We start from the raw sequence: 25,512 nt of genomic DNA, 5'->3' as shown, positions 1-25,512 counted from the left end.
AAGCAGCCGCGCTCGCGAGGCCCCGTTGCCTGCTTCTGAAAGCGGTGGGATTGGATGACGCTCTTGCCGTCGATCGATAGTCAGACAGAGCCGAAGGCAGATGTGCCGACCATTTCGCTTGAGGCTATCCAGGCTGCGACTAGCCTAAGTAAGCGGCGGCGGTTTCGGCTGTCGGCCATGCTGGCGCGCGCGGAGCGCGAGGGTGCGCGGCTGCAATACTGGGCGCGTTCGGCAGCCCTCGTCGCCATCGCCCTGTTCTTTCTGGCCTTTGCCAAATGGGGCGCTGCGCTTGCCTTCACGCTTTCGAGCCTGGGCCTTTTTTACATTATCGGCCTGATCAACTACCGGCTGGTGAAACGGCGGCTGAGCCCACCCTGGCTAAGCGCGGTGATCGGAACGCTGGACATTGTGCTGCTCACCTTCCTGATCGTAGGCCGGAATCCATTCGGCACAGACATAATTCCGCCGGCAATGCATCTGCGCGAGGGCACCTTCGCCTATCTGCTGATCTTCGTCAGCCTTGGCGCGTTGACGCTTTCGCCGCGCCTTGCCTTGTGGCTCGGGCTTTCGGCTGCACTCTCCTGGACGGGGGCGATAGTCTGGGTCATCTCGCGGCCGGGCACCTATATCGCCAGCAAGATACGATCCGACATGGAGCTTGTTGACCGGCTGCATTTCGCGCAGGATCCGAACTACGTCGACATCATCGCCCAATCGGCCAATGTGGTGTTGATCCTGATCGTCACCGGCATCCTGGCGATCGTCGTTTCGCGCTCCCGAAGGCTGGCCGACGACTACATCGCCGCGGAGCGGTCGCGCATCAATCTGGCGCGGCACTTCTCGCCCAATGTCGTCGACGAACTGGCATCGGCCGACGAGCCGTTCGGTCCCGTCCGGCGTCAGGAGGTTGCGGTGGTGTTTGCCGATATCGTCGGCTTCACCAATTATTCCGAAGACCACCCGGCCGAAGAAGTGTTTGAACTGCTGCGGCAATTCCATCGCCGCATGGAACAGGTCGTGTTCGACCATGGCGGCACGGTCGACAACTATATCGGCGACTGCATCATGGCGACGTTCGGCGTACCGCGGCCGACCGAGACGGACGCGACGCGGGCCATGCGCTGCGCATGGGCGATGATGAATTCGATGAACGAATGGAACGCCCGGCGCATTGCCGCGGGCGAGGAGCCGATAGAGGTCGGCATCGGATGCCAGTACGGCCCGGTCGTTCTCGGCGCTGTCGGCAGCGAGCGCAATTTGTCGATCGCGGTGGTGGGCGACACCTGCAACGTCGCCAGCCGCCTGCAGGCCCTGTGCCGCGAACTGGACGCCGGCATCTGCGTCGGCGCCTCGCTCGTCAAGGCGGTCGGGCGCGAGGACGGGATCGACGCGCTGTCGGGACTGGTCGACCATGGCCTCGTCACGCTGCGCGGGCGCGACGAACCGGTCAATGTCTGGGCGATCCCCAGGGTTGGCAAGGCCTGAGCGTCCAGAGCATGATCCCGAAAAGTTGCAGACTTTTCGGACAAGATCATGCTTCAAAATCAATATTCTAGAGTGGGATAACGATTCAAGGAAACGTCGTCCCGCTCTAGGGCTCGGGCTTGCCGAGTGTGGCTTCCACCGCGGTAAGCAGCCAATCGCGAAAGGCGCGGATCTTGGGCACGTTGCGGCGTGCCTCGGGATAGACCAGCCAATAGGCGTTGCCGTCCCAGGCAACCAGATCGAAGGGCTGGATCAGGCGGCCATCGGCGAGTTCCGCCGAAAACAGCGCCCGCGTCAGTATCGCTACGCCATTCCCGGCCATGGCGGCATTCGCCTCATAGGCCTGGGCGCCCAGGCTGTTGCGCGGCCGCGATTCCAGCGAGTCGGTCGGCAGGCCGGCAGCGGTGAACCATTCCTTCCACCAGTAGTCGCCCGGGTCGAGCACCGGCAGGCGCAAGAGGTCGGCAGGCTCCTTCAGGCCGCCGATGCTTTCGGCAAGCTTCGGGCTGAGCATGGGCGTGAAGTCGGCTTTGAACAGGAAGTGCTTGGTGAGTCCCGGCCAGTTGCCGGGTCCCGCCCGGATGGCGACGTCGACGTCCTCGCGGGCGAAATCGATCAGCCGGGTTGAGGTGTCGAGGCGAACGGCGAGATTGGGGTGTTCGATCTGGAAGGCGCCGAGATGCCGGGCGAGCCAGTTGGAGGCGAAGGTGAGGATGGTGGTGACACACAGCACGCCTTCCGCTCCGGTGCGCGCGGCGGCATAGGCCTCGCTGATGATCCCGAAGGCTTCGGTGATCGATGGCGCCAGCCGCTGCCCGGCTTCGGTGAGCGTCACCTGGCGCGGCTTGCGCAGGAAAAGCGGCGCGCCGACGCGCTCCTCCAGCAGCTTGATCTGGTAGCTGACGGCGGCCTGCGTCATGCCGAGTTCGCCCGCCGCCTTGGTGAAGCTGGCGTGGCGGGCGGCGGCCTCGAAGACGCGGATCGCCTGGAGCGGCGGAAGCTGGGACACCATGATGGATAAAGCCACCTTATGTATGATGATCGACGTTCGATTGGAAAATAGCGCATTTCAGGCGCAAATAAAGGGTCGACGCATCAAACAGGAGCGGTCTTCAAAAAGACCGGACCAACATGTCACACGTTCACGCCAAGTCGAACCCCGCATATTCGTCCAGCCAGTTCCTGCGGGCATTCCGGCAGTTTTCCTGGCCACGCTCCACCAGCCATGCTGCCTCACTCGACGTCCGGACCCTGCCTGATCACCTTAAGCGCGACATGGGCATCCTCGACGGCAACGACCCGAGCGGCAGGCGCAAGTAGCGCCTGCGCAGCCTCCCAAGAGCCTTTGACCTTCAGCTCGCCGCCCAGCCATGCCAGGCGGTGAGCCCTGCCACGACGATGAAGATGGCGCCGGCAGCGCGTCCCGCCAGCATGGTTGCCTGCGGGCTCGAGACGAGAAAGTCGCGGCTCCTGCCGGCGGCAAGCGCCAGCCCGCCATAGACGCCAAGCTGCATCAGCACGGTCATGATGCCCATGACCAGCGCCTGCGACCAGATCGCGCCATATTGCGGCTTGAGGAATTGCGGATAGACCGCCAGCACGAACAGATAAGCCTTCGGGTTGAGCAGGCAGGTCACCGCGCCCTGGCGAAACGCCACCCACAATGACCTTGCCGTGGCCGTGCCGACTGCGTCGATGGCAATGGAACTGCGCATCAGCGTTATGCCGATCCACGCCATATAGCCCGCCCCGACAAAAAGCATGACGGTGAACACCGAAGGCGCCAGCGTCGTCAGGATGCCGACGGCAAGGGCTCCGAACAGCGTGTGGATCGCGCCACCGGCCATGACGCCGGCGGTGGCGGACAGGCCGGCGTTGCGCCCCCGCGTCAACGAGTTTGCCAGCACGAACAGCATGTCCATGCCCGGCACGATGATGATGCCGAAAAGCAGCGTCAGGAACAGCCAGAGATTTTCCGTGTAAGTCATGTCAGTTGCCCCGCCGCATTTCGCGGCTTCCCGCGTCGATATCGTTGTTTTTCAAGCCGATGACGGGCCGTATACAGAAGGCCAATGGCCAGGGTATTGTCAGTTGCGATCAGGAGCGCGACAGGAAATCGGCATGCGCAAGGCGTCCCGCCTATTCGAGATCATCCAGATACTGAGGCTCGCACGAAAGCCCGTGACGGCTGCGCAGATCGCCGAGCAGCTTGAGGTCACACAGCGTTCCATCTACCGCGATGTGGCCGCACTTCAGGCCATGCGCGTGCCGATCGAGGGCGGGCGCGGCATCGGCTACATCCTGCGCCCCGGCTTCGACCTGCCGCCGCTGATGTTTTCCATCGAGGAAACCGAGGCGATCGTGCTGGCGCTGGCGCTTCTTGAGCGCACCGGCGACGTCGAGCTGAAGCAGGCGGCCAAGCGCGTGAACCAGAAGATCGCCGCCGCCATGCCGGCACCGCTGCGCCAGACGCTCACCGGCAATGCCCTTCACGCCTGGGGCACGGTAGCGCCGCCGCCCGAGGGCGTCGATTTCGCACTGGTCAGGCGCGCCATCCGCGATGAGCAGAAGATCGAGATCCGCTACCGCGACGAATATGGCCGCGCGACCGAGAGGATCATCCGGCCGATCGCGCTGATCTATTATTCGGAAGTCGCAAACATCGTCGCCTGGTGCGAGCTGCGCCAGGATCTGCGCAATTTCCGCAGCAACCGGGTCGAAGACAGCGCGCTACTCGACGACTTTTTCCATGGCGAAGGTGAAATGCTGCGCAGGCAGTGGGTCGCCGGCTGGAAGGTACAGGAGGAAGCGGCGATCAGCTGAGTCTCGCTCAAACGCTATCTGCGCAGATCACTGCCATCCCAGCGCTCAGCCAGCAGTTCACGCGAGCGGCTGACGATTTGTCTGTAGTCACTGCGCAACGGCGCGACCAGTTGTGTCTCCAGATCGCTCAGCACGCCATGCAGAACCGCACACTCGCTTCGATCTTCGAAGCACGCGCGGTCCGGCGTTGGACGATCGTTGTCGTTGCACCAGCGCGACAGCAACTCGAACAGCACCACCGCCTGCTCACTGCTCAGGCGGACTGCTATTTCCCCGGTCTCTTCGTAAGGAATTGTCATTCGTCTCACCCCGCCAGCAACGCCGCCGCCGTGCGCTCGTCGGTGATAAGCCCGTTGACCAGCCGGCGGGTGACGGCGGCCAGTATGCCGGGCAGCTTGCGGTCGCCCATGGCGAGCGCCACGACAAGTGATTTCTCGCGCGACGGCAGCGGTGCCGAGGCGACGCGGTCATTGGTGATGCCGTCGATCTGCTTGCCGTCGCGGTCGAACACCCAGCCGACGATCTCGGCTACGCCGCCTGCTTTCTGCAAGGCTTTCAACTCGGTCTCCGAGATAAAGCCGTCTTCGTAGAGCGGCGCCTTCGGCCCGAGGTCGCCTATGCCGACGAAAGTCACGTCGGCGCGCGCGGCCAGCGCCAGCGTCGGCTGGATCATCGGCTGGCCGAGCAGCATCTCGCGCTCCTCGGGCGACGAGGCAATGACCGGCAGCGGCATGGGAAAGCTGCGCGCCTTGATCCTGTCGGCCATGGTGAAGATGACGTTGTAAAAGGCGGCGGAACCGTCCGGCGAAATGTTGCCGGTCAACGACACCACCTTGTGCTGCGTACACTCCATCGGCGGCAATTGCTCGATCGACGCCTTCAGCGTACGCCCCGTTCCGATCGCCATGACGATGGGCTCGGTCTTGCGCAGCCATTTCTCGATTTCGGCCGCCGCTGCACCCGCTATGCCGATCGTCGTCGAGGTCGAATCCGGGTCGCTAGGCACGACCTCGACCAGATCGAGCGCGAAGCGCGATTTCAGCCTGGCCGCGAGATCGAGGCAATTGGCAATGGGGTGATCGACCCGCACCTTGATCAGCCCTTCGGAGACGGCGAGCGAAACCAGCCGCTGCGCGGTCTGGCGCGACACGCCGAGCTTGCCGGCGATCTGGTCCTGCGTGTTGCCGGCGACATAATAGAGCCAGCCGGCGCGCGCCGCATCGTCGAGCCGTCCGCCACCGGTTTCCTGCCGGGTGTTCATGATGCCTGCCGTGCCTCCCGGGCCATTCTTGGCCGAAGCGATCACTTTCGCAGGGAATTTGCCTGGGCGCAATTGTCTATTGGTGGCGTCAATTGCTCGCATGTGGGATCGGGAGGCTTTTCCGATTCTCGCGGGCTAATGCCCGTGACCCCGAGCCGCGGGGAGATATCGCCTTCGACCGGTTTATCTCCGGCGGCAAACGCTCTATGACCGTTTTGGAAGGATTTTTATGATGATGCCGCAAGCCGTATTCTGGGACATGGACGGAACGCTGATCGACAGCGAGCCGCTGCACGAGCAGGCGCTGATCGCCGTCCTGAAAAGCCTCGGCATCAACCCGCCGGCCGACCTGCACGATCGCGTGCTCGGCATCGCCGCTCTGCCGGTCTACGAAATGCTGCATGACGAGTTCGGGCTAAAGCTCGCCTTCGACGATTGGATCGTGCGCAAATACGTCTACTACATGGAACATGTCGGCAATCTGAAACCGCGCCCCGGTGCCGTTGAAGTCTTCCGCGACCTGCGCGCGCAAGGCACGCAGCAGGCGGTAGTATCGAATTCCGACCGGCTGATCGTCGAGGCCAACATGCGCGTCATCGGCATTGACCGTCCCGGCATAAAGACCGTCACCCGCAACGATGTACGCCTGGGCAAACCCGATCCCGAGCCGTTCCTGCGCGCCGCATGGCTGGCTGAGGTCGATCCGTCAGGGGCTTGCGTGGTCGAAGATAGCTGGACGGGCGCATCCGCCGGCGTTGCCGCCGGCATGCGCACCCTGTTCTGGCCGCAGCAGCCGGCTGAAGCCCCGCCCGGCGCGATCTATGTCGCCAGCGCGGAAGAATTGCGCGGCCATCTCGGCCTGGATTGATCCATCAATTCCGATATGCCGGTTCCTGCTCATCCAGGATCGCCTTCAGCTCCGCAAGATGGCGCTCGGCCTGGCCGGGATAGCCGTCCATCTCGCTCGCCGTCTTCTCGGCGATCTCGTCGGAAAGCAACCGCAGCGGCCGCCCGGTCCACAGCGCCTTGATGTAGGTCTCGGCGGCGCGCTCGAAATAATAGAGCTGGTTGAAGGCATCCGCCACGCTGTGGCCGATGACCAGAACGCCGTGGTTGCCCATGACCATCACCTTGACCTTGGGATCGGCCAAAAGCTGTGAGCAGCGCTCGCCCTCTTCCTCGAAGGCCAGCCCGCCATAATGCTCATCGACGACATGGCGGTTGAAGAACATCGCCGAATTCTGGTCGACCGGCGGCAGTTTGGAATCGGCCAGCGAAGCCAGAACGGTGGCGTGGATGGAATGGACATGCAGCACGCAGCGCGCATGGGCGCAGTTGCGATGCACCGCGCCATGCAGGCCCCACGCGGTCGGGTCGGGTGCATCCGGCCGGTTCATGGTTTCCGGGTCGTTGGCGTCGATCAGCAGAAGGTCGCTCGCCTTGATGCGCGAGAAATGAACCTGGTTCGGGTTCATCAGGAACTGCGAGCCGTCATCGTTGACGGCCAGCGAGAAATGATTGGCAACGGCCTCATGCATGTTGAGCCGCGCCGTCCAGCGGAAGGCGCAGGCGAGGTCGACGCGCTCCTCGTAGAAGGGCAGGTTGGTGCGGCTCTTCGCGGTCAGTTGCGTCACGCTCATGGCTTTCCCCTTTTTCGATTTTGCCTGAGGATGCCTTTACGCGCCCTGCGCGGCAACCTGAATCCGGCCCTGCCTCAAGCGCTGCGGCGCTGCTGGTCTATTTGGAGACCGCCATTCTCGACGATGAAATCGATGACTTTCTGCAAGCCGGCGCCGCGCGACAGATCGGTGAAGCCGAAAGGCCGCTTGCCGCGCGCCTTGGCAGCATCCTGTTCCATCAGTTCGAGATCGACATTCACGTAGGGCGCAAGATCGCTCTTGTTGATGATGAGGAAGTCGGAACGCGTGATCGCCGGCCCGCCCTTGCGCGGTATGTCGCCGCCTTGGCAGACCGAGATGACATAGAGGCTGAGATCGGCAAGGTCGGGCGAGAAGGTCGCGGCCAGATTGTCGCCGCCGGACTCGATGAAGATGATATCGAGATCGGGGAAGCGCTTGTTCATCTCGGCGATGGCCGCGAGATTGATCGAGGCGTCCTCGCGGATCGCGGTGTGTGGGCAGCCGCCGGTTTCGACGCCGATGATACGCTCTTCCGGCAGGGCCTGGAGCCGCGCCAGCATCATCGCGTCTTCGCGCGTGTAGATGTCGTTGGTGACGACGGCGATGGAATAGTGGTCGCGCAGCGCCTTGCACAGCTTTTCCGTCAGTGTCGTCTTGCCGGAGCCGACCGGGCCGCCAATGCCGATGCGAAGCGGGCCGTTTTGCGATTTCATGGGACAAAAATCCTTTCAGGAGCGGAACAGCCGCGAATGCATGGTTTCGTGCCGCATGGCCATGACGTCGGACAGCAGCGTGGCGGTGCCAAGATCGTCCAGCGTCGAATTTTTGGCGCGCGCGGCGGTCGCGGTGGTCAGCGTTTCAAGTGCGGCGATGATCTCGACGCCGCCGCTCTGCCCAGTGACGCCCAGCCGGATCGAGGCCTGGACGAGATTGGACGCAAAGGTTTGCAGCCATGCGCCAAGCGCGTCTTCGAGCGGTATGCCGTGCGCACCGGAAACCGCGCCGACGGCGACGCAGTAGGGGCAGCTTTCCGGCAGGTTTGCGAGCAAAGGATGCGGCCATGATTGGGCGGCGCTGACGAAGGCCTGGCCCTGCAGCATAGTTTCCATATGCCGCTCCTGCGAACCGGCCAAAGCTTCCGCGAGTTCGGCCAGCTCCGCTAGGTCGCCGCCATCGCGCGCGCGCCGCCAGCTCTCGGCGAAAAGCACGGCGTCGTTCCAGCCGGAGCCGATCTCGATCAGTTGCGACAGCCAGTCGAGCAGCGTCTCGCGGCTGTTGATCAGCCCGCCATGAACCGCCTGCTCCAGCCCGTGGCTGTAGGAGAAGCCGCCGACCGGGAAGACCGGCGAAAGCCATGTCATCAGGCGCAGCAGCGCCATCTGTCGCGGCTGTTCAGTCATGGTGGTGATGATGCCCGTCGTGATGATGGTGATCATGCCCATGGTCATGATCGTGGCCATGCGAATGGCCATGGCCGGTTTCGCCCGAATAGGCACCACGCACCGGCTTGAAGGGTTCCGACACATCCGTCACCGTCGCGCCCAGCCCTTCCAGCATCGCCTTGATGACGTGGTCGCGAAGGATGAGGATACGGGCCGCCTCGATGCCTGCCGCGAGATGGCGGTTGCCGATGTGCCAGGCAAGCTCGGACAGATGTACCGCGTCGCGGGCGCGGATGTCGTAGAGCGGCTCGTCGGCGGCGATGATTTCGATTTGGCGGCCGTCCTCCAGCACCAGCCGGTCGCGGTCGCCCAGCGCAATCGGCTTTGGCAGGTCGACCAGCACCTTGTCGCCGCCTGTCAGTTCGATGACACGCCGGCGCAGATGCCGCTCGTCATGAGCGAGCGCGGCGCTACCAAATGGCTCTCCCGACGCCTCACCGGCGGCAAGAACCGAGACGGCGCGGGGCAGCTTGGTGAAGTCGGTGCGTATGTCGAGCTTCATCGGAATGATCCTCCATTGGCGTCGGCGCGGGCACGGGCGGGCCGTGACAGGACACGATCGAAATAGGCGTTGACCGTATCGGACGCGACCTTGAACTTACCGCCGCGCGCCCAGCCGCCGATATCGCCTAGCAGCACGTCGACGGCGCTGAAACGATCGCCCAGCGCGAATTCCTTGCCAGTGAGACGGCGATCCAGCGCCTCGACCTCGCTTGCAAAATCATGGGCCGCCGCTGGCCCGACATCCACCCGCACGTCCTTGGGCAGAAGAAAGCGGTGGCGGAGCTTGTTCCACAGCGGCGCTTCGAGTTCGGACTGCGCGAAATGCATCCAGGAATCCATCTCGGCACGCCCAGTGATGCCCGGATTTGCGCCCATGCCTTTGTCGGCGTGCTTGTCGCCGAGATAGACGCAGATGGCAGCCGAATCGGTCACCACCAGATCATCGTCGATCAGCACCGGCACCTTGCCGGAGGGGTTCAGCGCATAGGCTTCCGGCGAGCGCAGAGCGACCTCGACGAATTCGTAAGGCAGCCCGAGTTCCTCCAGCATCCAGAGGACGCGGCTGACCCGCGACCCGCGCGAACCGACGGCTTTATACATGATAAGAAAGATGCCTTTCCGAATTCGGTTTTCCGTCGCCTGCCCGATCACACGATGTCGTCGAACAGGCGCAGGATCCACGACGCCTGATAGATCAATGCCGTCGCCACGAACAGGATATGAAACGTCCGGTTCGTCGTGAAGATGGCGATGATGGATAGCGCGAAGAAAATTGGCGTGCGGATCATATACTCGTTGCCGAAACGCGCGAAATGTTCCTGGCCCTTGAGCAGCGTGTCGATGACATCGAGCAGATAGGTCGAGGCCAGCAGGCCGAAGAACCACGCTCGCCGCGATATGAAGAAATCCTCGTAGCTCTTGTAGTCGAGCATGCTGTCGGGAAACAGCAGCGCGCACATGAGAAAGAGGATGACGGCGTAGCCGATGAGGAAGAGATATTTGCCGAAGGTCCAGTGCTGGATCTGAAACAGGCCGAATTCCCACCACCAGAAATGGATGAGCATCAGAAGCAGCATAGCCACCCAGGCGAGATGCACCGGGTAGAGCGCATAGCCGCGCGGGTGCTGAACGATGCGCGCCACACCCGAAAGCAATCGGGTCACGCCAAGGCCGATGACCATGCCCATGACGATGCGGATATGGGGGAAGACTTCCGCGACGGTGTGTGTGTCTGCGTCCATGAGCCTGTCGTCGAAGTGACATCGGTTGGGGGCAGCCTAGAGCACCGCTTTGCTACCGGCAACAAAAAGCCCCGGCGCGAAAACGCTGCCGGGGCTAATCATAGTCGGGCTCGCCGCTGTCAGGCTCAGGCGGCCTCGGCCACGTCGTCGGCCTTGAGTGCCTCAAGAATGTTCTGCGGCGAGGAGACGCCATAGGGGTCGCTGTCGCAGTTGTCGGAAAAGCCTTCTTCCTCGAACCATTTTTCGATGCGGCCATTGTTGATGACGGCGGCATAGCGCCAGGAACGCATGCCGAAGCCGAGATTGTCCTTGGCCACCAGCATGCCCATCTTGCGGGTGAACTCGCCCGAGCCGTCCGGGATGAGCTTGACGTTTTCGAGGTTCTGCGACTTGCCCCAGGCGTTCATCACGAAAGCGTCGTTGACCGAGATACAGTAGATCGCGTCGATGCCCTGCTGCTGGAATTCGCCGTGCAGTTTTTCGAAGTCAGGAAGCTGGTAGGTCGAGCAGGTCGGGGTGAAGGCGCCCGGCAGCGAGAAGAGAACGACGCGCTTGCCCGAGAAGTAGTCGGCCGAAGCCTTGTCTTCCCAGCGGAAGGGATTCGGGCCGCCGATTGACTCATCGCGGACGCGGGTGCGGAAGGTGACGGAAGGAACTTTCTTCCCGATCATGACTGTGCTCCTTGTTGATGGCGAGCCCGCGCCTTTTGGGAGGAAAAGGGGACTCAAAGGCCATTGTGCGGTGCACAAAATACCGATTGATCGAGGCCTGTCCAGCCTTGACCGCGTGGCAAGCCGTCGCGGTCCACAGGCAGAAATCGGCACTGCCCGCCTGCCGTGCAGATGCTTGCAAAGCAGGCATCCGGAGATGCCTTGCCCGACCGGATCAGGCTTGGGAAACGTAAATCTGCGCGTCCATATAGATCACCGCGCCACCCGTCAGATAGACGCGTTCCGGAGCGACCTCGCAGGCGAGCGTTCCGCCACGTGCTGATAGTTGGCGCGCGGTGAGGTTCTTCTTCCCGAGCTTCTCCGCCCAGTAGGGAGCGAGCGTCGCATGGGTCGAGCCGGTCACCGGGTCTTCGGCGATGCCCGCGCCGGGCGCGAAATAGCGCGAGACGAAATCGCTCGTTTCGCCGCGCGCCGTGATGCAGAAGCCGAAGGAGCCGAGTTTGGCGATCACCGGCAGATCGGGCTGGTAGGCGAGCACATCAGCCTCTGAAGCCAGTTCGGCGAAGAAATTCTCCTGATTGCGGAAGGTCTTTACCCAGGCATCGCTGCGCAGGCTGTTGACGAGGGCGTCTGCGGGAATGTCGAAATTCGGGTCGAAGCGTGGAATGTCCATGCGGTAGCCGTCGCCCTCAGGTGTCACGACGATGTCACCGACCTTGCGCGTCGAAAACCGCATCGGCCGCTCGATGCCCTTGCGGCGATGCAGGGCGCAGGCCGAGGCGAGCGTGGCATGGCCGCAGAAGGGCACTTCGTCGGTCGGCGTGAACCAGCGTATGTCCCACTGGTCGTCGCGCGGCTTCAGGAACGCCGTTTCGGCCAGATTGTTTTCCAGCGCGATTCCCTGCAGCACCGTGTCGGGCAGCCAGTCGTCGAGAAACACGACGGCAGCCGAATTGCCGGAAAACACCGTGTCGGTGAAGGCGTCCACCTGGACCATTTCGAGCTTCATGATGTCTCCGAGAAAGCCGTTTGCGAAGCTATCCCTAGAACAGGAAATACCTCTGCGCCATCGGCAGCACGGTCGCCGGCTGGCAGGTCAGCAATTCGCCGTCGGCGCGCACTTCGTAGGTTTCGGGATCGACTTCGACATGCGGCGTGGCGTCGTTCAGCACCATGGAGTGCTTGCCGATGCCGCTGCGTGTGTTTTCCACCGCGATCATCTGCTTGTCGATGCCGAGCTTTTCGCGAAGCCCGGCATCCAGCGAAGCCTTTGAGACGAAGGTGACGGAGGAATTCGTCATCGCCTTGCCGTAGGCGCCGAACATTGGGCGATAATGCACTGGCTGCGGCGTCGGGATCGACGCGTTCGGGTCGCCCATTGGGGCAGCCGCGATCATGCCGCCGATCAGCACCATGTCCGGCTTGATGCCGAAAAAGGCCGGGTTCCACAGCACCAGATCGGCGCGCTTGCCGACTTCGATCGAGCCGACTTCCTTCGACAGGCCATGCGCGATCGCCGGGTTGATCGTGTATTTGGCGATGTAGCGGCGCACCCGGAAATTGTCGTTGTCGCCGGTTTCCTGAGGCAGGCTGCCGCGCTGACGCTTCATCTTGTCGGCGGTCTGCCAGGTGCGGATCGCCACCTCGCCGACGCGGCCCATGGCCTGGCTGTCGGACGAGATGATCGAGAAGGCGCCGATGTCGTGCAAAATGTCTTCCGCCGCGATCGTTTCCTTGCGGATACGGCTTTCGGCGAATGCGATGTCTTCCGGGATCGACGGCGACAGATGGTGGCAGACCATCAGCATGTCGAGATGCTCGGCAATCGTGTTGACCGTATAGGGCCTCGTCGGATTGGTCGACGACGGGATGACGTTGGGCAGGCCGCAGACTTTTATGATGTCGGGCGCATGGCCGCCGCCTGCACCCTCGGTATGGAAGGCGTGGATGGTACGGCCCTTGAAGGCGCCGACCGTGTCTTCGACAAAACCGCTCTCGTTCAGCGTGTCGGTGTGGATCATCACTTGCACGTCGTATTCGTCGGCGACAGACAGGCAGCAGTCGATCGCGGCAGGCGTAGTGCCCCAATCCTCGTGCAGCTTCAGCGAGCAGGCGCCGCCCCGCACCATTTCCTCGATCGCCGCCGGCAGCGAGGCGTTGCCCTTGGCCGACAGGCCGATATTCATCGGGAAGGCGTCGAAGGACTGGATCATGCGTGCAAGGTGCCACGGGCCGGGCGTGCAGGTCGTTGCCAGCGTGCCGTGCGCCGGGCCGGTACCGCCGCCCAGCATGGTGGTGATGCCGCTCATCAGCGCTTCCTCGATCTGCTGCGGGCAGATGAAGTGGATATGCGCGTCCATGCCGCCGGCGGTCAGGATCTTTCCTTCGCCAGCTATGATTTCCGTGCCGGGGCCGATGATAATGGTGACGCCGGCCTGCGTGTCCGGGTTGCCGGCCTTGCCGATGGCCGCGATGCGTCCGCTCTTCAGGCCGATATCGGCTTTGAAGATGCCGGTGTGATCGACCACCAAAGCATTGGTGATGACGGTGTCGACGGCGCCCTGCGCGCGCGAAACCTGGCTCTGGCCCATGCCGTCGCGAATGACCTTGCCGCCGCCGAATTTCACTTCCTCGCCATAGGTGGTGAGGTCTTTTTCAACTTCGATGAAGAGCTCGGTGTCGGCCAGCCGCACCTTGTCGCCGACGGTAGGGCCGAACATCCGGGCATAGGCGGCGCGGGAGATTTTTGTCATCGGAAATTCCTGCAGGCGAGAGGGCTGGCGAAGGGCACGGTCCACATTCCTGCCACCGTATCGCCTCGCAATGACCCGATGAACGGCAGGTTCTGGGCCCATTCGGCAGGTGAGGTGGCCGAGTCATCGTGAGATGACGTTTTGCAAAACGATGGAAAGGGAAATCCATGCGGAAAATAATGATTCTTGCGGCGAGTGCTGCGATGATGGCCGCTACCGCTGCCAGTGCGCAGCAGCAGCCTGCCCAGCCGCCGGCTGCCGCGCCCTCGGCTCCGGCAGCACCCGAAGGCCAGTCGGCCGCTCCGACGATCCAGAGCGTCACCGTCGTCGACATCAACGAGCTGCCGAAGGAGACCCAGACGCAGGTCAACACCGTCGTGGCGCAGCGCAGCGACGACGATCTCAAGCAGTTGCGCAGCTCGATCGACGCGACGCCGCAGATCAAGTCGGCGCTCGAAGCCAAGGGCCTGACCTCGGCTCAGGTGATTGCCGCCAGCATGGCCAAGGACGGCGCGCTGACGCTGATCACCAAGAAGGCGAGCTGACGCCTTTTTCGGGCGGGCATGCCCGCCAGATATTGCGGCGGGGGGCACTTCGGTGTTGCCGCAAACAGGCTTATGATTGCGCGATACGCTGCGATCGGGGATGACAAAAAAGCGCGAGTTGCAACAAACCGTCGCATTCACGGAACCGCCGCCGTAGACTAGCCGTTTGGATGGCGACGCCCGTTGAGGACCGGGCTCGAAATGGAATTCAAGGAGCACCGAATGACGCTTACGATGACCCGCGACGCGAAATGGATGCATGTTATCGCGGTCTTCGCTTTTTTTCTTGCCGCCTGCGCGCCCAACATGGCGCTGATGGCGCAAGGCCTCGAAAGCCAGAAGGCTATCGACACGATCATCGGTTCTGACGTCCAGGAAGAACAGGCCAGCGCCGAAGCGCAGCCGGAGCGGATCATCGCGGCCATCGAGAACACGCTCGCCACCACCAGCGAGGTGCGCAAGACCTCCAACCTCGACAAGGTCGATATCGTCTTCCTGCCGGATGCTGCCGAAAACGGCCTGCCGCCGGAAATCGATGCCAAATTCAAGGAACATGAGAAGGAAGTCGTCGACCTGCGCAAGGAGCTGGAAGGCAACGCCATGCTGTTCCACGCCATCGATTCGCGCGCCGTGCTGATGCGCGACGTGGTCGCGGTCGAGTTCGACGGCGGCAAGAGCGTCATTATCTACGCTGCCGCCAAGCCGAGCCGCTAAGGACTGGCATCCTCTTCCATCAAAACGGATAGAAGCAGCGGCGCGCTGCATTTCAGAGCGCGCCCATGATCTTCTGCCGAAACCCATAAACCTCGCGCTTGCCGCCGAGCGGGATCAGCGTGACGTCGCGTTCCTGGCCGGGCTCGAAGCGCACTGCGGTGCCGGCGGCAATGTCGAGCCGCATACCTCTCGCGCTCTCGCGGTCGAAGCGTAGCCCTTCGTTGGTTTCGAAGAAATGATAGTGGCTGCCGACCTGGATGGGGCGGTCGCCTGTGTTCGCCACTTTCAGCGTCACCGTCGGCAGCCCCTTGTTCAGCTCGATATCGCCCTCAGCCGTGATGATTTCGCCGGGTATCATAAAATGTCCCCTTAACCGGCGACCGCGAGCCACACGCCGCCGAGCGCGGTGGCGGCACCTGCTAGGCGCGTGACGATCCGGCCGGTTTCTCCGCCGAGCAGGCGGCCAAAGCCTAGGCCGATGCCTATGCCTGCCGCATGAAGCAGTGCCGTTGAGAGCGCGAAGCCGATGCCGAAGGAAAGAGCACCCGCCGAGCCGAGCTCGCCGCCATGCGCGTGGCCGTGGAAGAATGCGAAGAAGCCGACCATGACCATGCCGGCCCAGGTCGGCACGTTCAGCGACATCGCCGCGAGCAGGCCGATGACCACGACCGAGGCCAGGATCACCGGCTCGACGAAGGGGAGGGGCGCGCCGCTAATTGCTGCTGCAAAGCCGAGCGTCATCGTGCCGACGAAGGCGGCAGGAACCAGCCAGAACGCGCTTTCAAAGCCCTTGCGCGTGCCGAGCTGCGCCGCCCAGAGACCGACCGCAACCATTGCCAGGATATGATCGACGCCGAACAACGGATGCGAAACGCCGGCCATGAAGGAGCCGTGCTCTGCCGGGTTGAGATGTGCGAAGGCCGGGGCGGCACTGGCAGCCAATGCCAGCGCGGCAAGGGAAATTTTCCTGAGCATCATTTTTGGTTCCTGATCGTTCTCGATGAAATCTCACGCGACCTTGCGGGCCGGGCCGCAGCCTTCGGCCTTAAGCACGCGCTTGGTCGAAGCCGGATATTTCTTCAGCATCGCGGCGGGGCGGATAGGTCTTGGGGAAAAATTGCCGCCGCAGTTCGGACAGGTGCCGCCGAGCACATTTTGTGCGCAACCGGCACAGAAGGTGCATTCGAAGGTGCAGATCACGGCCTCGCCGCTCTCCGGCGGCAGGTCCTTGTCGCAGCATTCGCAATTGGGGCGAAGTTCCAGCATCGCGGCCTCCCTGCCGTGGTTTCAGCGTATCGGTTCGTGCACGGTCACCAGCTTGGTGCCGTCGGGAAAGGTCGCCTCGACCTGTACGTCGTGGATCATCTCGGCGATGCCTTCCATGACCTGCGCCCGCGTTATGACGTGGGCGCCGGCATCCATCAACTCGGCAACCGAGCGCCCGTCGCGCGCGCCTTCGACGACGAAATCGGTGATCAGGGCGATGGCTTCGGGGTGGTTGAGCTTGACGCCGCGTTCCAGTCTTTTGCGGGCCACGATCGCCGCCATGGCGATCAGCAGCTTGTCTTTTTCGCGCGGCGTCAGGTTCATGCTGTTTCGAAATTCCCTAAAGTGACCAAACTTTTGGCAAGCCTGCCTGCCCGTTGAGCAATTCGATGAGCGGCACCAGCCGCTTGCGCAGGCTGTAGCCGTCCCCAGCGTGAAGCCTCGCAAGAAACTTGCCAGTTTTGCCGACCCGCCAAGCGCTGGCGCCGCCCTGATCGCCGATGATGGTGCGGGCGGGTTCCACGAGCCGTTCCGGCTCCGGCGTGATCAACAGCACGGCGGCGACTGCGATGTCCCCGCCGGTCACCGCCGAGCGCGCCAGCGTATCTGCGATCTTCGGCCCGATCGAAAAATCCTCGGCATGAACCATTCGTCCGCCGCTTCTGATGCGCCAGCGGTCATGAAAACTGCCGTTTTCAGCGCTTTCGCCCATGGCCAGCCGCCCGAAGATCGTCGCTTCGACGATCAGCGCCTCGGCGTCGTCGGCAAGCTCGACGTCGAGCCTGCGCATGAAGGCCGCACGTTCGAAGACGATCGTTTCCTGCGGCAGCCAGGCGATTCTTCCGCCGGCCGCCACCGTGAGCTTCACAGTGGCTTCGGCCCGGCCGGAATTCGCCTTGTAAATCTTCTCGCAGGCCTGCGTGGTGATGGTTGCGCTGGCGCCCGCGCCGATGGCGATCTCCCAGCCGATCCGGTCGCCGCCGGTCAACCCGCCGGCCGTGTTGATCAGGATCGCTTCCAGCGGGCCGCCATCGGTCTGCGGCATGCGTATCTTGGCGGCACCATCCTGATAGAGCCGGGCAAGGCGCGTGCGCCCGTCGATAAAACTGGCCGACAGCCGGGCGCTGGCTGCGACGCGCTGAAGGGAACGATCGACGGGTTCTATCGTTTCTGATGGCATGAGGTTGCTCTTTCGCAGTACAGCCTAACGGTCGCAATGGGTTTGTCGAGATATGACTTGTTGCCTGATGGGCTTTCGCTTTCTATAGAGAGAAGCAGCTTCTTGCCGTTTTTGCCTGTTTTGGCATTTGCAGATGCTTGCGGTCGCTTATTTCGAAGCGCAACGACATAAATAGGCGTTTTGACTTGGGCAAGCGCCGGGAATTTGGGGAGAGGCGTGTTGGCGGATCAGCTGGCCCAGGACATTATCGACAAGATCAAGGTTCATGCGGAGCCGGATGGTGGCGAAGTAACGCCCCAGACCGAACTCACCGCGCTGGGCATCCATTCGCTCGAGCTGACAGAGATCATCTTCGATCTCGAGGAAGCCTATGGCATCGATATCGAGATGAATACGGTCGAGGCGTGGAGCAATCTCAAGAATGTCGGCGACATGGTCGAGGCCGTGCGCGAACTGATCGCAAAAAAAGCCTGACATGGCGCGCCCGCGTATCGTCATCACCGGTCTGGGCGGGCTCTGTGCGCTTGGCACCAACGTGCCGGCGATATGGGGCGAGATGCGGGCTGGCCGCTCGGGCATCGGCGAGATCACCACGGCGCCGCTTCACGAACTGAAGGTTCGCATCGGCGCCGAGATCAAGGAACTGCCCGACCACGACCTCGACAGGAAGCGCCTCGTCACCATGGATCGCTTCAGCCTGCTGGCGGTGATCGCCGCCGGCGAGGCCATTCGCCAGGCCGGCCTCGTGGTGGATCAGGCGAACACGGCGCGCATTGGCGCCATTGTCGGCACCGGCATTTACGGGGCCGAAACGGCCGAAGAGAATTATCGCGCCGTTCTGCTCGAAGGTAAATCGCGGGCAGCTATCTTCACGGTTCCGAAAATCATGCCGGGGGCACCTGCCGGCCAGGTCAGCATGTCCTACGGCCTGCGCGGACCGGTGTTTGGCGTAACCTCCGCCTGTGCCTCCTCCAACCATGCCCTTTCCGCGGCTGTCGATCAGCTTCGCCTCGGCCGCGCCGATGTCATGATCGCCGGCGGCACCGATGCCCCGCTCGTCTATGGCGTTCTGAAGGGTTGGGAGGCGCTGCGCGCGCTGGCCCGCGAGACCTGCCGGCCGTTCTCGGCCGACCGTGACGGGCTGGTGATCGGTGAGGGCGCCGGCATGGCCGTGCTTGAGACCTATGACCATGCCGTGGCGCGCGGCGCGACCATTCTGGCCGAGCTTGCCGGCGCCGGCATGTCCGGCGACGCGAGCGATATCGTTGCCCCGACTGTCGAAGGTCCGGTCTCGGCGATGCAAGCCTGCCTTGCCGATGCCGGACTGAAGCCTGAGGATATCGATTACATCAACGCCCACGGCACCGGCACCAAGGCCAATGACGAGATCGAAACAATGGCCATCCGCCGGGTATTCGGAGCGCATGCCGACAGGCTTTCGGTTTCATCGACCAAATCCATGCACGCCCATTGCATGGGCGCATCGGGCGGGCTTGAAATGATCGCCTGCGTCATGGGCATCCGCGAGGGCATCGTGCCGCCGACCGCCAATTATCGCGAAAAGGACGCCGCCTGCGATCTGGACGTGACGCCGAATGTAGCGAAGGAACGCGAAGTGCGCGCGGCAATCAGCAACGGCTTTGCCTTTGGTGGCACCAATGCTGTTCTGGCCTTCAAGGGCGCGTGACGGCTTGCGCCCCGAAATCAACGTCACCGTCGCATTGATGAAGTGATAGCGAAGGCCTATTTGCCAACTCCGTCTCCTGAGCCACCCTCCCAAGGATCTCCCATGACCGATCTTTCCGCTTTCCCGATCACTGCCCGCTGGCCGGCAAAACATCCTGATCGCATCCAGCTTTATTCCTTCCCGACGCCGAATGGCGTTAAGGTTTCCATCGCGCTCGAAGAACTCGGGCTTCCCTACGAGCCCCACGCCGTCAACATCGGCAAGGACGAGAGCTGGACGCCTGAGTTTCTGTCGCTCAATCCGAACGGCAAGATCCCGGCGATCATCGACCCGAACGGCCCGGATGGGAAGCCGATCGGCCTGTTCGAATCCGGTGCGATCCTGCTCTATCTCGCCGAAAAGACCGGCAAGCTGATCCCCGCCGATGCGATCGGGCGCTACGAGACGATTGAGTGGGTGTTCTTCCAGATGGCGAGCATCGGGCCGATCTTCGGGCAGCTCGGCTTCTTTCACAAATTCGCCGGCCGGGCGATCGAGGACAAGCGCCCGCTGGAGCGCTACCGCGACGAATCCAAGCGCCTGCTCGGCGTGCTCGACAGGCGTCTCGCCGGCCGCAAATGGGTCATGGGCAACGACTACACCATTGCCGATATTTCCATGCTTGGCTGGGTGCGCAACCTGATCGGCTTCTATGAAGCGCGCGAGCTTGTCGGTTTCGACGATTTCTCGAATGTCGCGGCCTGGCTGGAGCGTGGTCTCGCACGCCCTGCAGTGAAGGCGGGCCTCGAAATACCTGCCAGAGGCTAGAACAAAACAATATTGTGGCGGCGTTTCTTTCGAAAGCCGCTGGTGAAATTGATTGAAGCGTCGGCGCCAGCCGGTTCCGACGCGAAGCGGAAAGCTACCTGGCTTTTGCCTTCGTCTTTCCGGTGACTTTGCCGGCCACGACGGTTGCAAGCCCGACGGCAACGGTCGCCGTGTCCTTGACCCCACGCAGAACCTTCGTGCCGATGGATTCGGCCCCTGCCTTGGCCTTCGCAACGGTCGACTTCGCTTTTGCTGCCGGCGCCTTGGGCTTTGCTGCTGCTGGCTTCCTAGCCGCCGCTTTTGCCACTGCGGGGGCCTTGGCTTTTACAGTTGCAGCCGCTTTGGCTGGAGCAGCCTTTACCGCCGCCGGTGCCTTGACGCTTGCTGCCTTGCTGCTGGCCTTGGCGGTCGCTTTCTTGGCCGCCGCCTTGGTTGCCGTCACTGCCTTGGCAGCCTTGCTGCCTGTGGTTTTGACAGCTGCGGCTTTGGCGGTTGCAGGCTTCTTCGCCGCTGCTTTTGGCGCCGCCGGCGCTTTCGCAGCAGGCGCCTTGGCCGACTTCTTGGTGTCCTTCGTGCGTTCGGCAAGGGCTGCTGCCGCGCCCGTCTTGGCCGCTGCTGGCTTGCCGGTCTTTGGAGATGCCTTCTTGGTCGCCATCATTCCAGTCCTCTCACACGGCACGGTTGCCGCGAACGCAGAATGAACGAAGCCGGCTTTTGTTCCAGTAGGCAGTTTTCTCTAGATCACCAGATCGGCGGCGCGGCGGCTTTTCAGCACGCGATCGACATTCGGCATGTCGTTGGAGGCGACCCATGCCCGGGCGTCCTCGTCCGATTTGCCGTGCTCATGCCAGCGCTGCAGCAGGCGGCGTTCCAGCTCCTGGCGCGCAACGTCGATGAAGATGCCGAAATCGAAAAGTGGGGCAAGGCCGCTCCATGGCGCTTCGTCGAGAAGAAGGTAATTGCCTTCCACCAGCACGAACTTGACGTCCGAGCCGATGATGGACGCGGCGGCGCGCGAAAGCTCCATGCTGCGGTCGAAGACGGGAATGGCGATGTCCGGTTCCGCCGCATGGATGCGCCGCAGCAGCACCTCGAAGCCTGCATAGTCGAAGGTTTCCGGCGCGCCCTTGCGCGACCGCAACCCGCGCTGATGCAGAATGACGTCGTCATAGTGAAACCCGTCCATCGGCACCACGACCGCTGACCCCTCGGGCAGAAGATCGCGCAACTGTTCCGAGATCGTCGATTTGCCCGCGCCCGGCGCGCCGGCGATTGCCACGACGAACCGTTTGCCCTTGGCCGCGCGCTTGAAGATCGTGGCGGCTATCGTCGCTATTTCGGACATCTTGCCTCCATTTGCCTGGAAGGTCCTATTCTGCTGCGTTATCGGCAAAATTTCAAACCTTCGCGTGATGCAATATGCCTGCGGCGACAGGTCCGCTCGGGGTTAATGGACCGGAAACCTTGATTGCGATAATTTGGGCAAGGCTGTAACGCGAGGGGTTCGTCGTCTCAGTCGTCCTCGCGTTCAATCAGGTAGCCTTCTTGCCGATCGCATCTCATCACCTTTCATCGCCTCTGCGGATTGCTGCAGTCCTTTTCCTCGCACTGGGCCTGCTCGCCGGCTGTTCGACCACCGGCACGCTGAACACGGTGCAGACGCCGCAGCAGAACCTTTCACCAAAGCACGCTGCAATCGTCGTCGACGGCAGCACCGGCAAGGTTCTCTACGAGCAGAATTCGGAGGCCGCGCGCTACCCGGCCTCGCTCACCAAGATGATGACGCTCTACATGCTGTTCGAGGCGCTGGAGAGCGGCAAGCTGTCGAAATCCTCTCAGATACCGGTGTCGGCCTTTGCCGCCTCGCGCCCGCCGTCGAAGATCGGCCTGAAGCCGGGCCAGTCGATCGATGTGGAATCGGCAATCAGCGCGCTTTGCACCAAATCGGCCAACGACGTGGCCGTGGCCGTTGCCGAAGCGCTCGGTGGCACGGAAGAGCGTTTCGCCTCGATGATGACGGCCAAGGCACGCCAGCTCGGCATGCGCGGCACCTTCTTCAACAACGCGTCGGGCCTGCCTGACGAGGCGCAACGCAGCACCGCGCGCGACATGGCGCTGCTCGGCATCGCCCTGCGCAAGCGCTTCCCGCAGCACTATGGCTATTTCTCCGCCACGTCCTTTGCCTTCAACGGCAAGACGATCCGCGGCCACAACGACCTGCTCGGCCGGGTCAGCGGCGTCGACGGCATCAAGACCGGCTATATCCGCGCTTCCGGCTTCAACATCGTCACGTCGGTGAATTCCGGTGGCCGCAAGCTGGTGGTCGTCGTGATGGGCGGCGACACGGCGCGCAGCCGCAATGCCGAAGTCGAGCAGCTGATCGACCGTTACCTGCCGCAGGCAAGCCTGGGCGTCGCGACGCAATAGCGCAAGGCGACGTTTAATTACGCCTTGCGTTCCTTCAGCCATCGTACCTGCCGTCGGGCCCGGCGAAGCGCGGTCAAGGCAGCGCCGATCGCCACGATCGAGAGAGCAAGCGTCAGGACCTCGTTCCTGCCGTTCCAGAGGAATTCCACGGCGGAAAACAGGGCTGCGGCGGTGATGACGGCCATGCGGTGCTGCTTGGCCATCGGGCCGGAAAAATCGCTCGGTGCGCCATTGGCGCGGCCAAGTTCACGGACATAGGCAGTCAGCACCGCAAAGGCCGCCGCTGCCCAGCCCAAGCTTGGTGCGCCGATGCCGTAGCCGATCCCGGCCAGGATCAGTATGTCGGCGATCCGGTCGGGAAACTCGTTCCAGAACGGCCCGTCCGCCTCGGCCTTGCCGCCTTCCATGGCGACCATTCCGTCGAACAGATTGCACAGCAGGCGAAGCTGGCAAAACAGCGCGGCCGCGACCAGCAGCAGGCTGCGCACGGTGCCGCTGGTTTCCCCGGCAATCCAGAAGGCCAGGCCAGCCGCCGCAGCAGCGGCAATGCTTGCCTGCGAAATGGCATTGGGGGTGATCGAAAGTGCGGCCATGCGCTTGGCGATCGTCTGTGCCCAGCGCGTGTTGCGGCTTGCCAGCGGCCTGCGGTCACCCTTGTCCAAGATTATCTCCTCTCCGGAAGATCGAATAGTTATAGGTCGCCGCATAGGTCGTGGAGACGATCAGCGGCACGGCGATGGTCTGCAGAATTTCGGGCGTGCCGCTCAAGGCATGGACGGTGACGAGTATGCCGGTCGTCGCGAGACAGGCGATGAGCGGAGGCACCCACAGGCTGGTGGAGCCACTGAACCGCCGCGACAGCGCGTCGATGATCGACTTCAGGCAGAGCGTCAGCACGGCGGAAAGCGTGCCCTGAACCACGCCGGCGAAGAGCGGGCGCGGCATGGGGTATGCGCGATTGGCGAAAACGGCCCAGCCGCCCATCGCCACGAAGGCGAAGATGACGTGAACCACACCGCTGCCGGCAAGCGCGCGCAGCCGCGCCATCGTCACGCGGCCCACCAGTAGCGGGTGAGGTGGAAGAAGATCGGGGCGGAAAAGACGACCGAATCCAGCCGGTCGATGAGGCCGCCATGGCCTTCGATCAGATGCCCCCAGTCCTTGACGCCGCGATCCCGCTTGATCGCCGACATGACCAGCCCGCCGAAGAAACCCATCAGGGTGATGACCAGCGCCATCACGCCGGCCTGGATGGGTGTGAACGGCGTTATCCACCACAGGCCGGCGCCGATCAGCGTCGCGCTGGCAACGCCGCCGACGAAGCCCTCGACGGTTTTCGACGGCGACAGGTTGGGAGCGATCTTGGTGCGCCCGAACAGCTTGCCCCAGACATATTGCAGGACATCGCTGAGCTGCACGACGATGACAAGGAAGGCGATCAGCAGCACGTTTCGGCCTTCGTAGCCGGGGATATGCAAGGTCAGCAGCGCCGGCACATGCGAGGCGCAGAAGACGCAGATCATCAACGCCCATTGCACTTCGGAGATACGGATGAGGAAATGCTGGGTGTCGCCGCGCATGACGGCGATGATGGGCATCAGCAGGAAGGCATAGACGGGGATGAATATGGAGAAGATGCCGTAATCCTCGGTCCACAGCAGAAAATACTGCACCGGCAGGACAACGAAGAAGGCGGTGGCCAGCGCCCAGTGATCGGCGCGCCGCGTATTGGTCAGGGTCACGAATTCGCGCAGGGCCGCAAACGAGCAGAAGGCGAACAGGATGAGCACGCCGATGCGGCCGGCGACGAATGCGATGGCGATCAGGATCGCCATGACCCACCAGGCATTGATGCGGGAATTGAGATTTTCGATGGCCGCGTTCGACCCATCCGGCGACAGCCGCCTTTGCAGGACGTAGCCGACGAGCGAGGCGACGAGCAGGACCCCGAATATGCCGAGGACCAGAAGGAACATGTCGTACTGGGTCGCGCTCATTCGCTGCCGCCTGCCTGTTTCGGGGAAAGCGCAAGCAGCGCCGCATGCGCCCGCTCGATGAATGCTTCCTTCGCCTCGCCGCTCGCCAGGCGCATCGGCGCGCCGAAGGTCACCGTGCAGATCAGCGGTATGGGCACGAACTCGCCTTTCGGCATCACCCGGTTGAGATTGGCGATCCAGACCGGCACCAGATCGACATCCGGCTTTGCGGTCGCCAGATGGAACAGGCCGCTCTTGAAGGGCAGCAACTGCGCATCCGTCTGGTTGCGCGTGCCTTCGGGAAAGAAGATGAGAGACGAGCCTTCATCCAGGGCCTGTGCCATCATCGCGACGGGATCGTCCTTGCGTTCATCGCGGTCGCGCTGGATCAGCACGGCGTTGAAAACGTCGCGGCCGATGAAGCTGGTGAGCTTCGATCTGAGCCAGTAATCGGCCCCGGCAACCGGCCGCACCCGCCGGCGCAGGCGCGGCGGCAGTACGGTCCAGATCAGAACGAAATCGCCATGGCTGGAATGGTTGGCGAAATAGACGGACCGGCGACGCGGCAACCCGCTTTCATGCCAGGTCGCCCTGACAGCTGTTACGGCGCGGGCAAACAGGAGAACGACCTCCGCCGCAAACTTCGCGATCAGCGCCCGCATTCAGCCTCCCCCTGCACTTCAGTCCAATCCGAATAGCCGAAGCGGCGGGCGCTGAACACCCTCCCATACGTGTTGCGCCCTCCATCATAAGGCTCAGTGCCATCTGACGGCATACCAATTGCAAAGACCAGCGTGCGTATCGCCGGACCGGCCTCGAACCTGTGACTTCTGCGATCGGAGGCCGCGCAGTTTCATTTGCCCGTTGAAGCCTGCCAGCGCTTCGGCTATGAAGCGGTCAGCCGGGCGTTGCCCGGCCGGGAATTTCTGAAACGAAGGTCTTCGTTTCAGCCAGGCACCCGTAGCTCAGCTGGATAGAGCGCTGCCCTCCGAAGGCAAAGGTCACAGGTTCGAATCCTGTCGGGTGCGCCAATTTTTTGTTGTGTAGCAAGCAGTTAGCCTTAGTCTGCACTTGCCTAAGGGGCTTCAGG

General features: G+C 62.8%; 34 protein-coding genes and 1 tRNA gene. 11 read left to right on the top strand and 24 right to left on the bottom strand.

All coding sequences use genetic code 11. The annotated features are described in order from the left end of the window. Positions 1-54: 54 nt before the first annotated feature. Positions 55-1,485, top strand: coding sequence for an adenylate/guanylate cyclase domain-containing protein (locus tag G6N74_RS16885; RefSeq protein ID WP_165119101.1), 1,431 nt, complete (start codon positions 55-57; stop codon positions 1,483-1,485). A 106-nt stretch (positions 1,486-1,591) separates the two neighbouring features. Here the strand turns inward: G6N74_RS16885 and gcvA are convergent, their stop codons facing one another. Continuing rightward, positions 1,592-2,497, bottom strand: coding sequence for a transcriptional regulator GcvA (gene gcvA, locus G6N74_RS16880; protein WP_165119100.1), 906 nt, complete (start codon positions 2,495-2,497; stop codon positions 1,592-1,594). Between the two features lie 119 nt (positions 2,498-2,616). Between gcvA and G6N74_RS16875 the strand changes: the two genes are divergently transcribed. Then, positions 2,617-2,805, top strand: coding sequence for a hypothetical protein (locus tag G6N74_RS16875; protein WP_165119099.1), 189 nt, complete (start codon positions 2,617-2,619; stop codon positions 2,803-2,805). Positions 2,806-2,837: 32 nt separating this feature from the next. Here G6N74_RS16875 and G6N74_RS16870 read toward each other — a convergent pair whose 3' ends face one another. Further along, positions 2,838-3,473, bottom strand: a complete 636-nt coding sequence (locus G6N74_RS16870; RefSeq protein WP_165119098.1) for a LysE family translocator — start codon at positions 3,471-3,473, stop codon at positions 2,838-2,840. A 133-nt stretch (positions 3,474-3,606) separates the two neighbouring features. Between G6N74_RS16870 and G6N74_RS16865 the strand changes: the two genes are divergently transcribed. Then, the gene (locus G6N74_RS16865) at positions 3,607-4,308 is read left to right on the top strand and encodes a helix-turn-helix transcriptional regulator (protein WP_165119097.1); all 702 of its coding nucleotides are present in this window, start codon (positions 3,607-3,609) and stop codon (positions 4,306-4,308) included. 14 nt (positions 4,309-4,322) lie between these two features. On the opposite strand, the gene G6N74_RS16860 is transcribed toward G6N74_RS16865, so the two are convergent. Both G6N74_RS16860 and G6N74_RS16855 read right to left on the bottom strand, forming a co-directional pair. After that, positions 4,323-4,607 carry a hypothetical protein gene (locus G6N74_RS16860; RefSeq protein ID WP_165119096.1) on the bottom strand — a complete coding sequence of 95 codons (285 nt, stop codon included), beginning with the start codon at positions 4,605-4,607 and terminating at the stop codon, positions 4,323-4,325. Between the two features lie 5 nt (positions 4,608-4,612). Beyond that, a complete protein-coding gene (locus G6N74_RS16855; protein ID WP_165119095.1) occupies positions 4,613-5,569 on the bottom strand; it encodes a sugar-binding transcriptional regulator in 957 nt (318 codons plus the stop codon). 232 nt (positions 5,570-5,801) lie between these two features. On the opposite strand from G6N74_RS16855, the gene G6N74_RS16850 reads away from it, so the two are divergent. Further along, positions 5,802-6,437 carry an HAD family hydrolase gene (locus tag G6N74_RS16850; protein ID WP_165119231.1) on the top strand — a complete coding sequence of 212 codons (636 nt, stop codon included), beginning with the start codon at positions 5,802-5,804 and terminating at the stop codon, positions 6,435-6,437. 4 nt (positions 6,438-6,441) lie between these two features. Here the strand turns inward: G6N74_RS16850 and G6N74_RS16845 are convergent, their stop codons facing one another. The 9 genes from G6N74_RS16845 to ureC all read right to left on the bottom strand — a co-directional run bounded on the left by G6N74_RS16845 (position 6,442) and on the right by ureC (position 13,820). Further along, entirely contained in the window at positions 6,442-7,209 is a 768-nt protein-coding gene (locus G6N74_RS16845) for a class II aldolase and adducin N-terminal domain-containing protein (protein WP_165119094.1), read from the bottom strand. Positions 7,210-7,283: 74 nt separating this feature from the next. Beyond that, positions 7,284-7,922, bottom strand: coding sequence for an urease accessory protein UreG (ureG, locus tag G6N74_RS16840; protein WP_165119093.1), 639 nt, complete (start codon positions 7,920-7,922; stop codon positions 7,284-7,286). 15 nt (positions 7,923-7,937) lie between these two features. Next, entirely contained in the window at positions 7,938-8,669 is a 732-nt protein-coding gene (locus tag G6N74_RS16835) for an urease accessory protein UreF (RefSeq protein ID WP_376767725.1), read from the bottom strand. Further along, positions 8,602-9,153: an urease accessory protein UreE gene (locus G6N74_RS16830; protein WP_165119092.1), complete on the bottom strand. Its 552-nt coding sequence runs from the start codon at positions 9,151-9,153 to the stop codon at positions 8,602-8,604. Before G6N74_RS16830 ends, G6N74_RS16835 begins: the two co-directional genes overlap by 68 nt. Next, positions 9,150-9,755: a glutathione S-transferase family protein gene (locus G6N74_RS16825; RefSeq protein WP_165119091.1), complete on the bottom strand. Its 606-nt coding sequence runs from the start codon at positions 9,753-9,755 to the stop codon at positions 9,150-9,152. Before G6N74_RS16825 ends, G6N74_RS16830 begins: the two co-directional genes overlap by 4 nt. Before the next feature lie 47 nt (positions 9,756-9,802). Continuing rightward, the gene (locus tag G6N74_RS16820) at positions 9,803-10,396 is read right to left on the bottom strand and encodes a hypothetical protein (protein WP_165119090.1); all 594 of its coding nucleotides are present in this window, start codon (positions 10,394-10,396) and stop codon (positions 9,803-9,805) included. 125 nt (positions 10,397-10,521) lie between these two features. Continuing rightward, positions 10,522-11,067 carry a peroxiredoxin gene (locus G6N74_RS16815; RefSeq protein WP_165119089.1) on the bottom strand — a complete coding sequence of 182 codons (546 nt, stop codon included), beginning with the start codon at positions 11,065-11,067 and terminating at the stop codon, positions 10,522-10,524. A 214-nt stretch (positions 11,068-11,281) separates the two neighbouring features. Then, positions 11,282-12,076 carry a PhzF family protein gene (locus G6N74_RS16810; RefSeq protein ID WP_165119088.1) on the bottom strand — a complete coding sequence of 265 codons (795 nt, stop codon included), beginning with the start codon at positions 12,074-12,076 and terminating at the stop codon, positions 11,282-11,284. 34 nt (positions 12,077-12,110) lie between these two features. After that, on the bottom strand, positions 12,111-13,820 hold the full coding sequence (gene ureC, locus G6N74_RS16805; protein ID WP_165119087.1) for an urease subunit alpha: 1,710 nt from the start codon (positions 13,818-13,820) through the stop codon (positions 12,111-12,113). 167 nt (positions 13,821-13,987) lie between these two features. Between ureC and G6N74_RS16800 the strand changes: the two genes are divergently transcribed. Continuing rightward, positions 13,988-14,365: a hypothetical protein gene (locus G6N74_RS16800; protein ID WP_165119086.1), complete on the top strand. Its 378-nt coding sequence runs from the start codon at positions 13,988-13,990 to the stop codon at positions 14,363-14,365. A 222-nt stretch (positions 14,366-14,587) separates the two neighbouring features. Continuing rightward, entirely contained in the window at positions 14,588-15,079 is a 492-nt protein-coding gene (locus G6N74_RS16795) for a hypothetical protein (protein ID WP_165119085.1), read from the top strand. 52 nt (positions 15,080-15,131) lie between these two features. Here the strand turns inward: G6N74_RS16795 and G6N74_RS16790 are convergent, their stop codons facing one another. Genes G6N74_RS16790 through G6N74_RS16770 form a run of 5 tightly spaced genes read right to left on the bottom strand, consistent with a single transcriptional unit; the run spans position 15,132 to position 17,525 of the window. Beyond that, entirely contained in the window at positions 15,132-15,437 is a 306-nt protein-coding gene (locus tag G6N74_RS16790; RefSeq protein WP_165119084.1) for an urease subunit beta, read from the bottom strand. A gap of 11 nt (positions 15,438-15,448) precedes the next feature. Next, positions 15,449-16,054, bottom strand: coding sequence for a HupE/UreJ family protein (locus tag G6N74_RS16785; protein ID WP_165119229.1), 606 nt, complete (start codon positions 16,052-16,054; stop codon positions 15,449-15,451). Between the two features lie 33 nt (positions 16,055-16,087). Beyond that, complete coding sequence (locus G6N74_RS16780; protein WP_165119083.1) at positions 16,088-16,345, bottom strand: DUF1272 domain-containing protein; 258 nt, start codon at positions 16,343-16,345, stop codon at positions 16,088-16,090. A gap of 21 nt (positions 16,346-16,366) precedes the next feature. Beyond that, on the bottom strand, positions 16,367-16,669 hold the full coding sequence (locus G6N74_RS16775) for an urease subunit gamma (RefSeq protein ID WP_165119082.1): 303 nt from the start codon (positions 16,667-16,669) through the stop codon (positions 16,367-16,369). A gap of 16 nt (positions 16,670-16,685) precedes the next feature. Then, positions 16,686-17,525, bottom strand: a complete 840-nt coding sequence (locus tag G6N74_RS16770; RefSeq protein ID WP_165119081.1) for an urease accessory protein UreD — start codon at positions 17,523-17,525, stop codon at positions 16,686-16,688. 219 nt (positions 17,526-17,744) lie between these two features. Between G6N74_RS16770 and G6N74_RS16765 the strand changes: the two genes are divergently transcribed. From G6N74_RS16765 to G6N74_RS16755, 3 genes are all read left to right on the top strand, one after another. Further along, positions 17,745-17,999: an acyl carrier protein gene (locus G6N74_RS16765; protein ID WP_091911462.1), complete on the top strand. Its 255-nt coding sequence runs from the start codon at positions 17,745-17,747 to the stop codon at positions 17,997-17,999. Position 18,000: 1 nt separating this feature from the next. Then, positions 18,001-19,212 carry a beta-ketoacyl-[acyl-carrier-protein] synthase family protein gene (locus G6N74_RS16760; RefSeq protein ID WP_165119080.1) on the top strand — a complete coding sequence of 404 codons (1,212 nt, stop codon included), beginning with the start codon at positions 18,001-18,003 and terminating at the stop codon, positions 19,210-19,212. A gap of 102 nt (positions 19,213-19,314) precedes the next feature. Then, positions 19,315-20,019 (top strand): glutathione S-transferase N-terminal domain-containing protein, encoded by a 705-nt coding sequence (locus tag G6N74_RS16755; protein WP_165119079.1) that lies wholly within the window; start codon positions 19,315-19,317, stop codon positions 20,017-20,019. A 94-nt stretch (positions 20,020-20,113) separates the two neighbouring features. Here G6N74_RS16755 and G6N74_RS16750 read toward each other — a convergent pair whose 3' ends face one another. Continuing rightward, positions 20,114-20,677 (bottom strand): histone, encoded by a 564-nt coding sequence (locus tag G6N74_RS16750; protein ID WP_165118881.1) that lies wholly within the window; start codon positions 20,675-20,677, stop codon positions 20,114-20,116. 78 nt (positions 20,678-20,755) lie between these two features. Next, positions 20,756-21,364: a nucleoside triphosphate hydrolase gene (locus tag G6N74_RS16745; RefSeq protein WP_165119078.1), complete on the bottom strand. Its 609-nt coding sequence runs from the start codon at positions 21,362-21,364 to the stop codon at positions 20,756-20,758. A 200-nt stretch (positions 21,365-21,564) separates the two neighbouring features. On the opposite strand from G6N74_RS16745, the gene G6N74_RS16740 reads away from it, so the two are divergent. Continuing rightward, entirely contained in the window at positions 21,565-22,446 is an 882-nt protein-coding gene (locus G6N74_RS16740; protein WP_246245784.1) for a D-alanyl-D-alanine carboxypeptidase family protein, read from the top strand. Between the two features lie 17 nt (positions 22,447-22,463). Here the strand turns inward: G6N74_RS16740 and G6N74_RS16735 are convergent, their stop codons facing one another. The 4 genes from G6N74_RS16735 to G6N74_RS16720 are packed head-to-tail and all read right to left on the bottom strand — an operon-like array spanning position 22,464 to position 25,084. Continuing rightward, positions 22,464-23,111: a CDP-alcohol phosphatidyltransferase family protein gene (locus G6N74_RS16735; RefSeq protein ID WP_312857888.1), complete on the bottom strand. Its 648-nt coding sequence runs from the start codon at positions 23,109-23,111 to the stop codon at positions 22,464-22,466. Next, on the bottom strand, positions 23,095-23,493 hold the full coding sequence (locus tag G6N74_RS16730; RefSeq protein ID WP_165119227.1) for a hypothetical protein: 399 nt from the start codon (positions 23,491-23,493) through the stop codon (positions 23,095-23,097). Before G6N74_RS16730 ends, G6N74_RS16735 begins: the two co-directional genes overlap by 17 nt. A gap of 2 nt (positions 23,494-23,495) precedes the next feature. Beyond that, positions 23,496-24,443 (bottom strand): phosphatidate cytidylyltransferase, encoded by a 948-nt coding sequence (locus G6N74_RS16725; protein WP_165119076.1) that lies wholly within the window; start codon positions 24,441-24,443, stop codon positions 23,496-23,498. Further along, positions 24,440-25,084: a lysophospholipid acyltransferase family protein gene (locus tag G6N74_RS16720; protein WP_165119075.1), complete on the bottom strand. Its 645-nt coding sequence runs from the start codon at positions 25,082-25,084 to the stop codon at positions 24,440-24,442. The genes G6N74_RS16725 and G6N74_RS16720 overlap by 4 nt, the downstream gene beginning before the upstream one ends. 292 nt (positions 25,085-25,376) lie before the next feature. On the opposite strand from G6N74_RS16720, the gene G6N74_RS16715 reads away from it, so the two are divergent. Beyond that, positions 25,377-25,453: transfer RNA gene (locus G6N74_RS16715), tRNA-Arg, on the top strand. The last annotated feature ends 59 nt before the right edge of the window (positions 25,454-25,512 follow it).

The organism is Mesorhizobium zhangyense (assembly GCF_011045115.1).
In the GTDB taxonomy this organism is placed as follows: Bacteria; Pseudomonadota; Alphaproteobacteria; order Rhizobiales; family Rhizobiaceae; genus Mesorhizobium_M; species Mesorhizobium_M zhangyense.
This window is presented reverse-complemented; position numbering and strand designations above follow the sequence as displayed.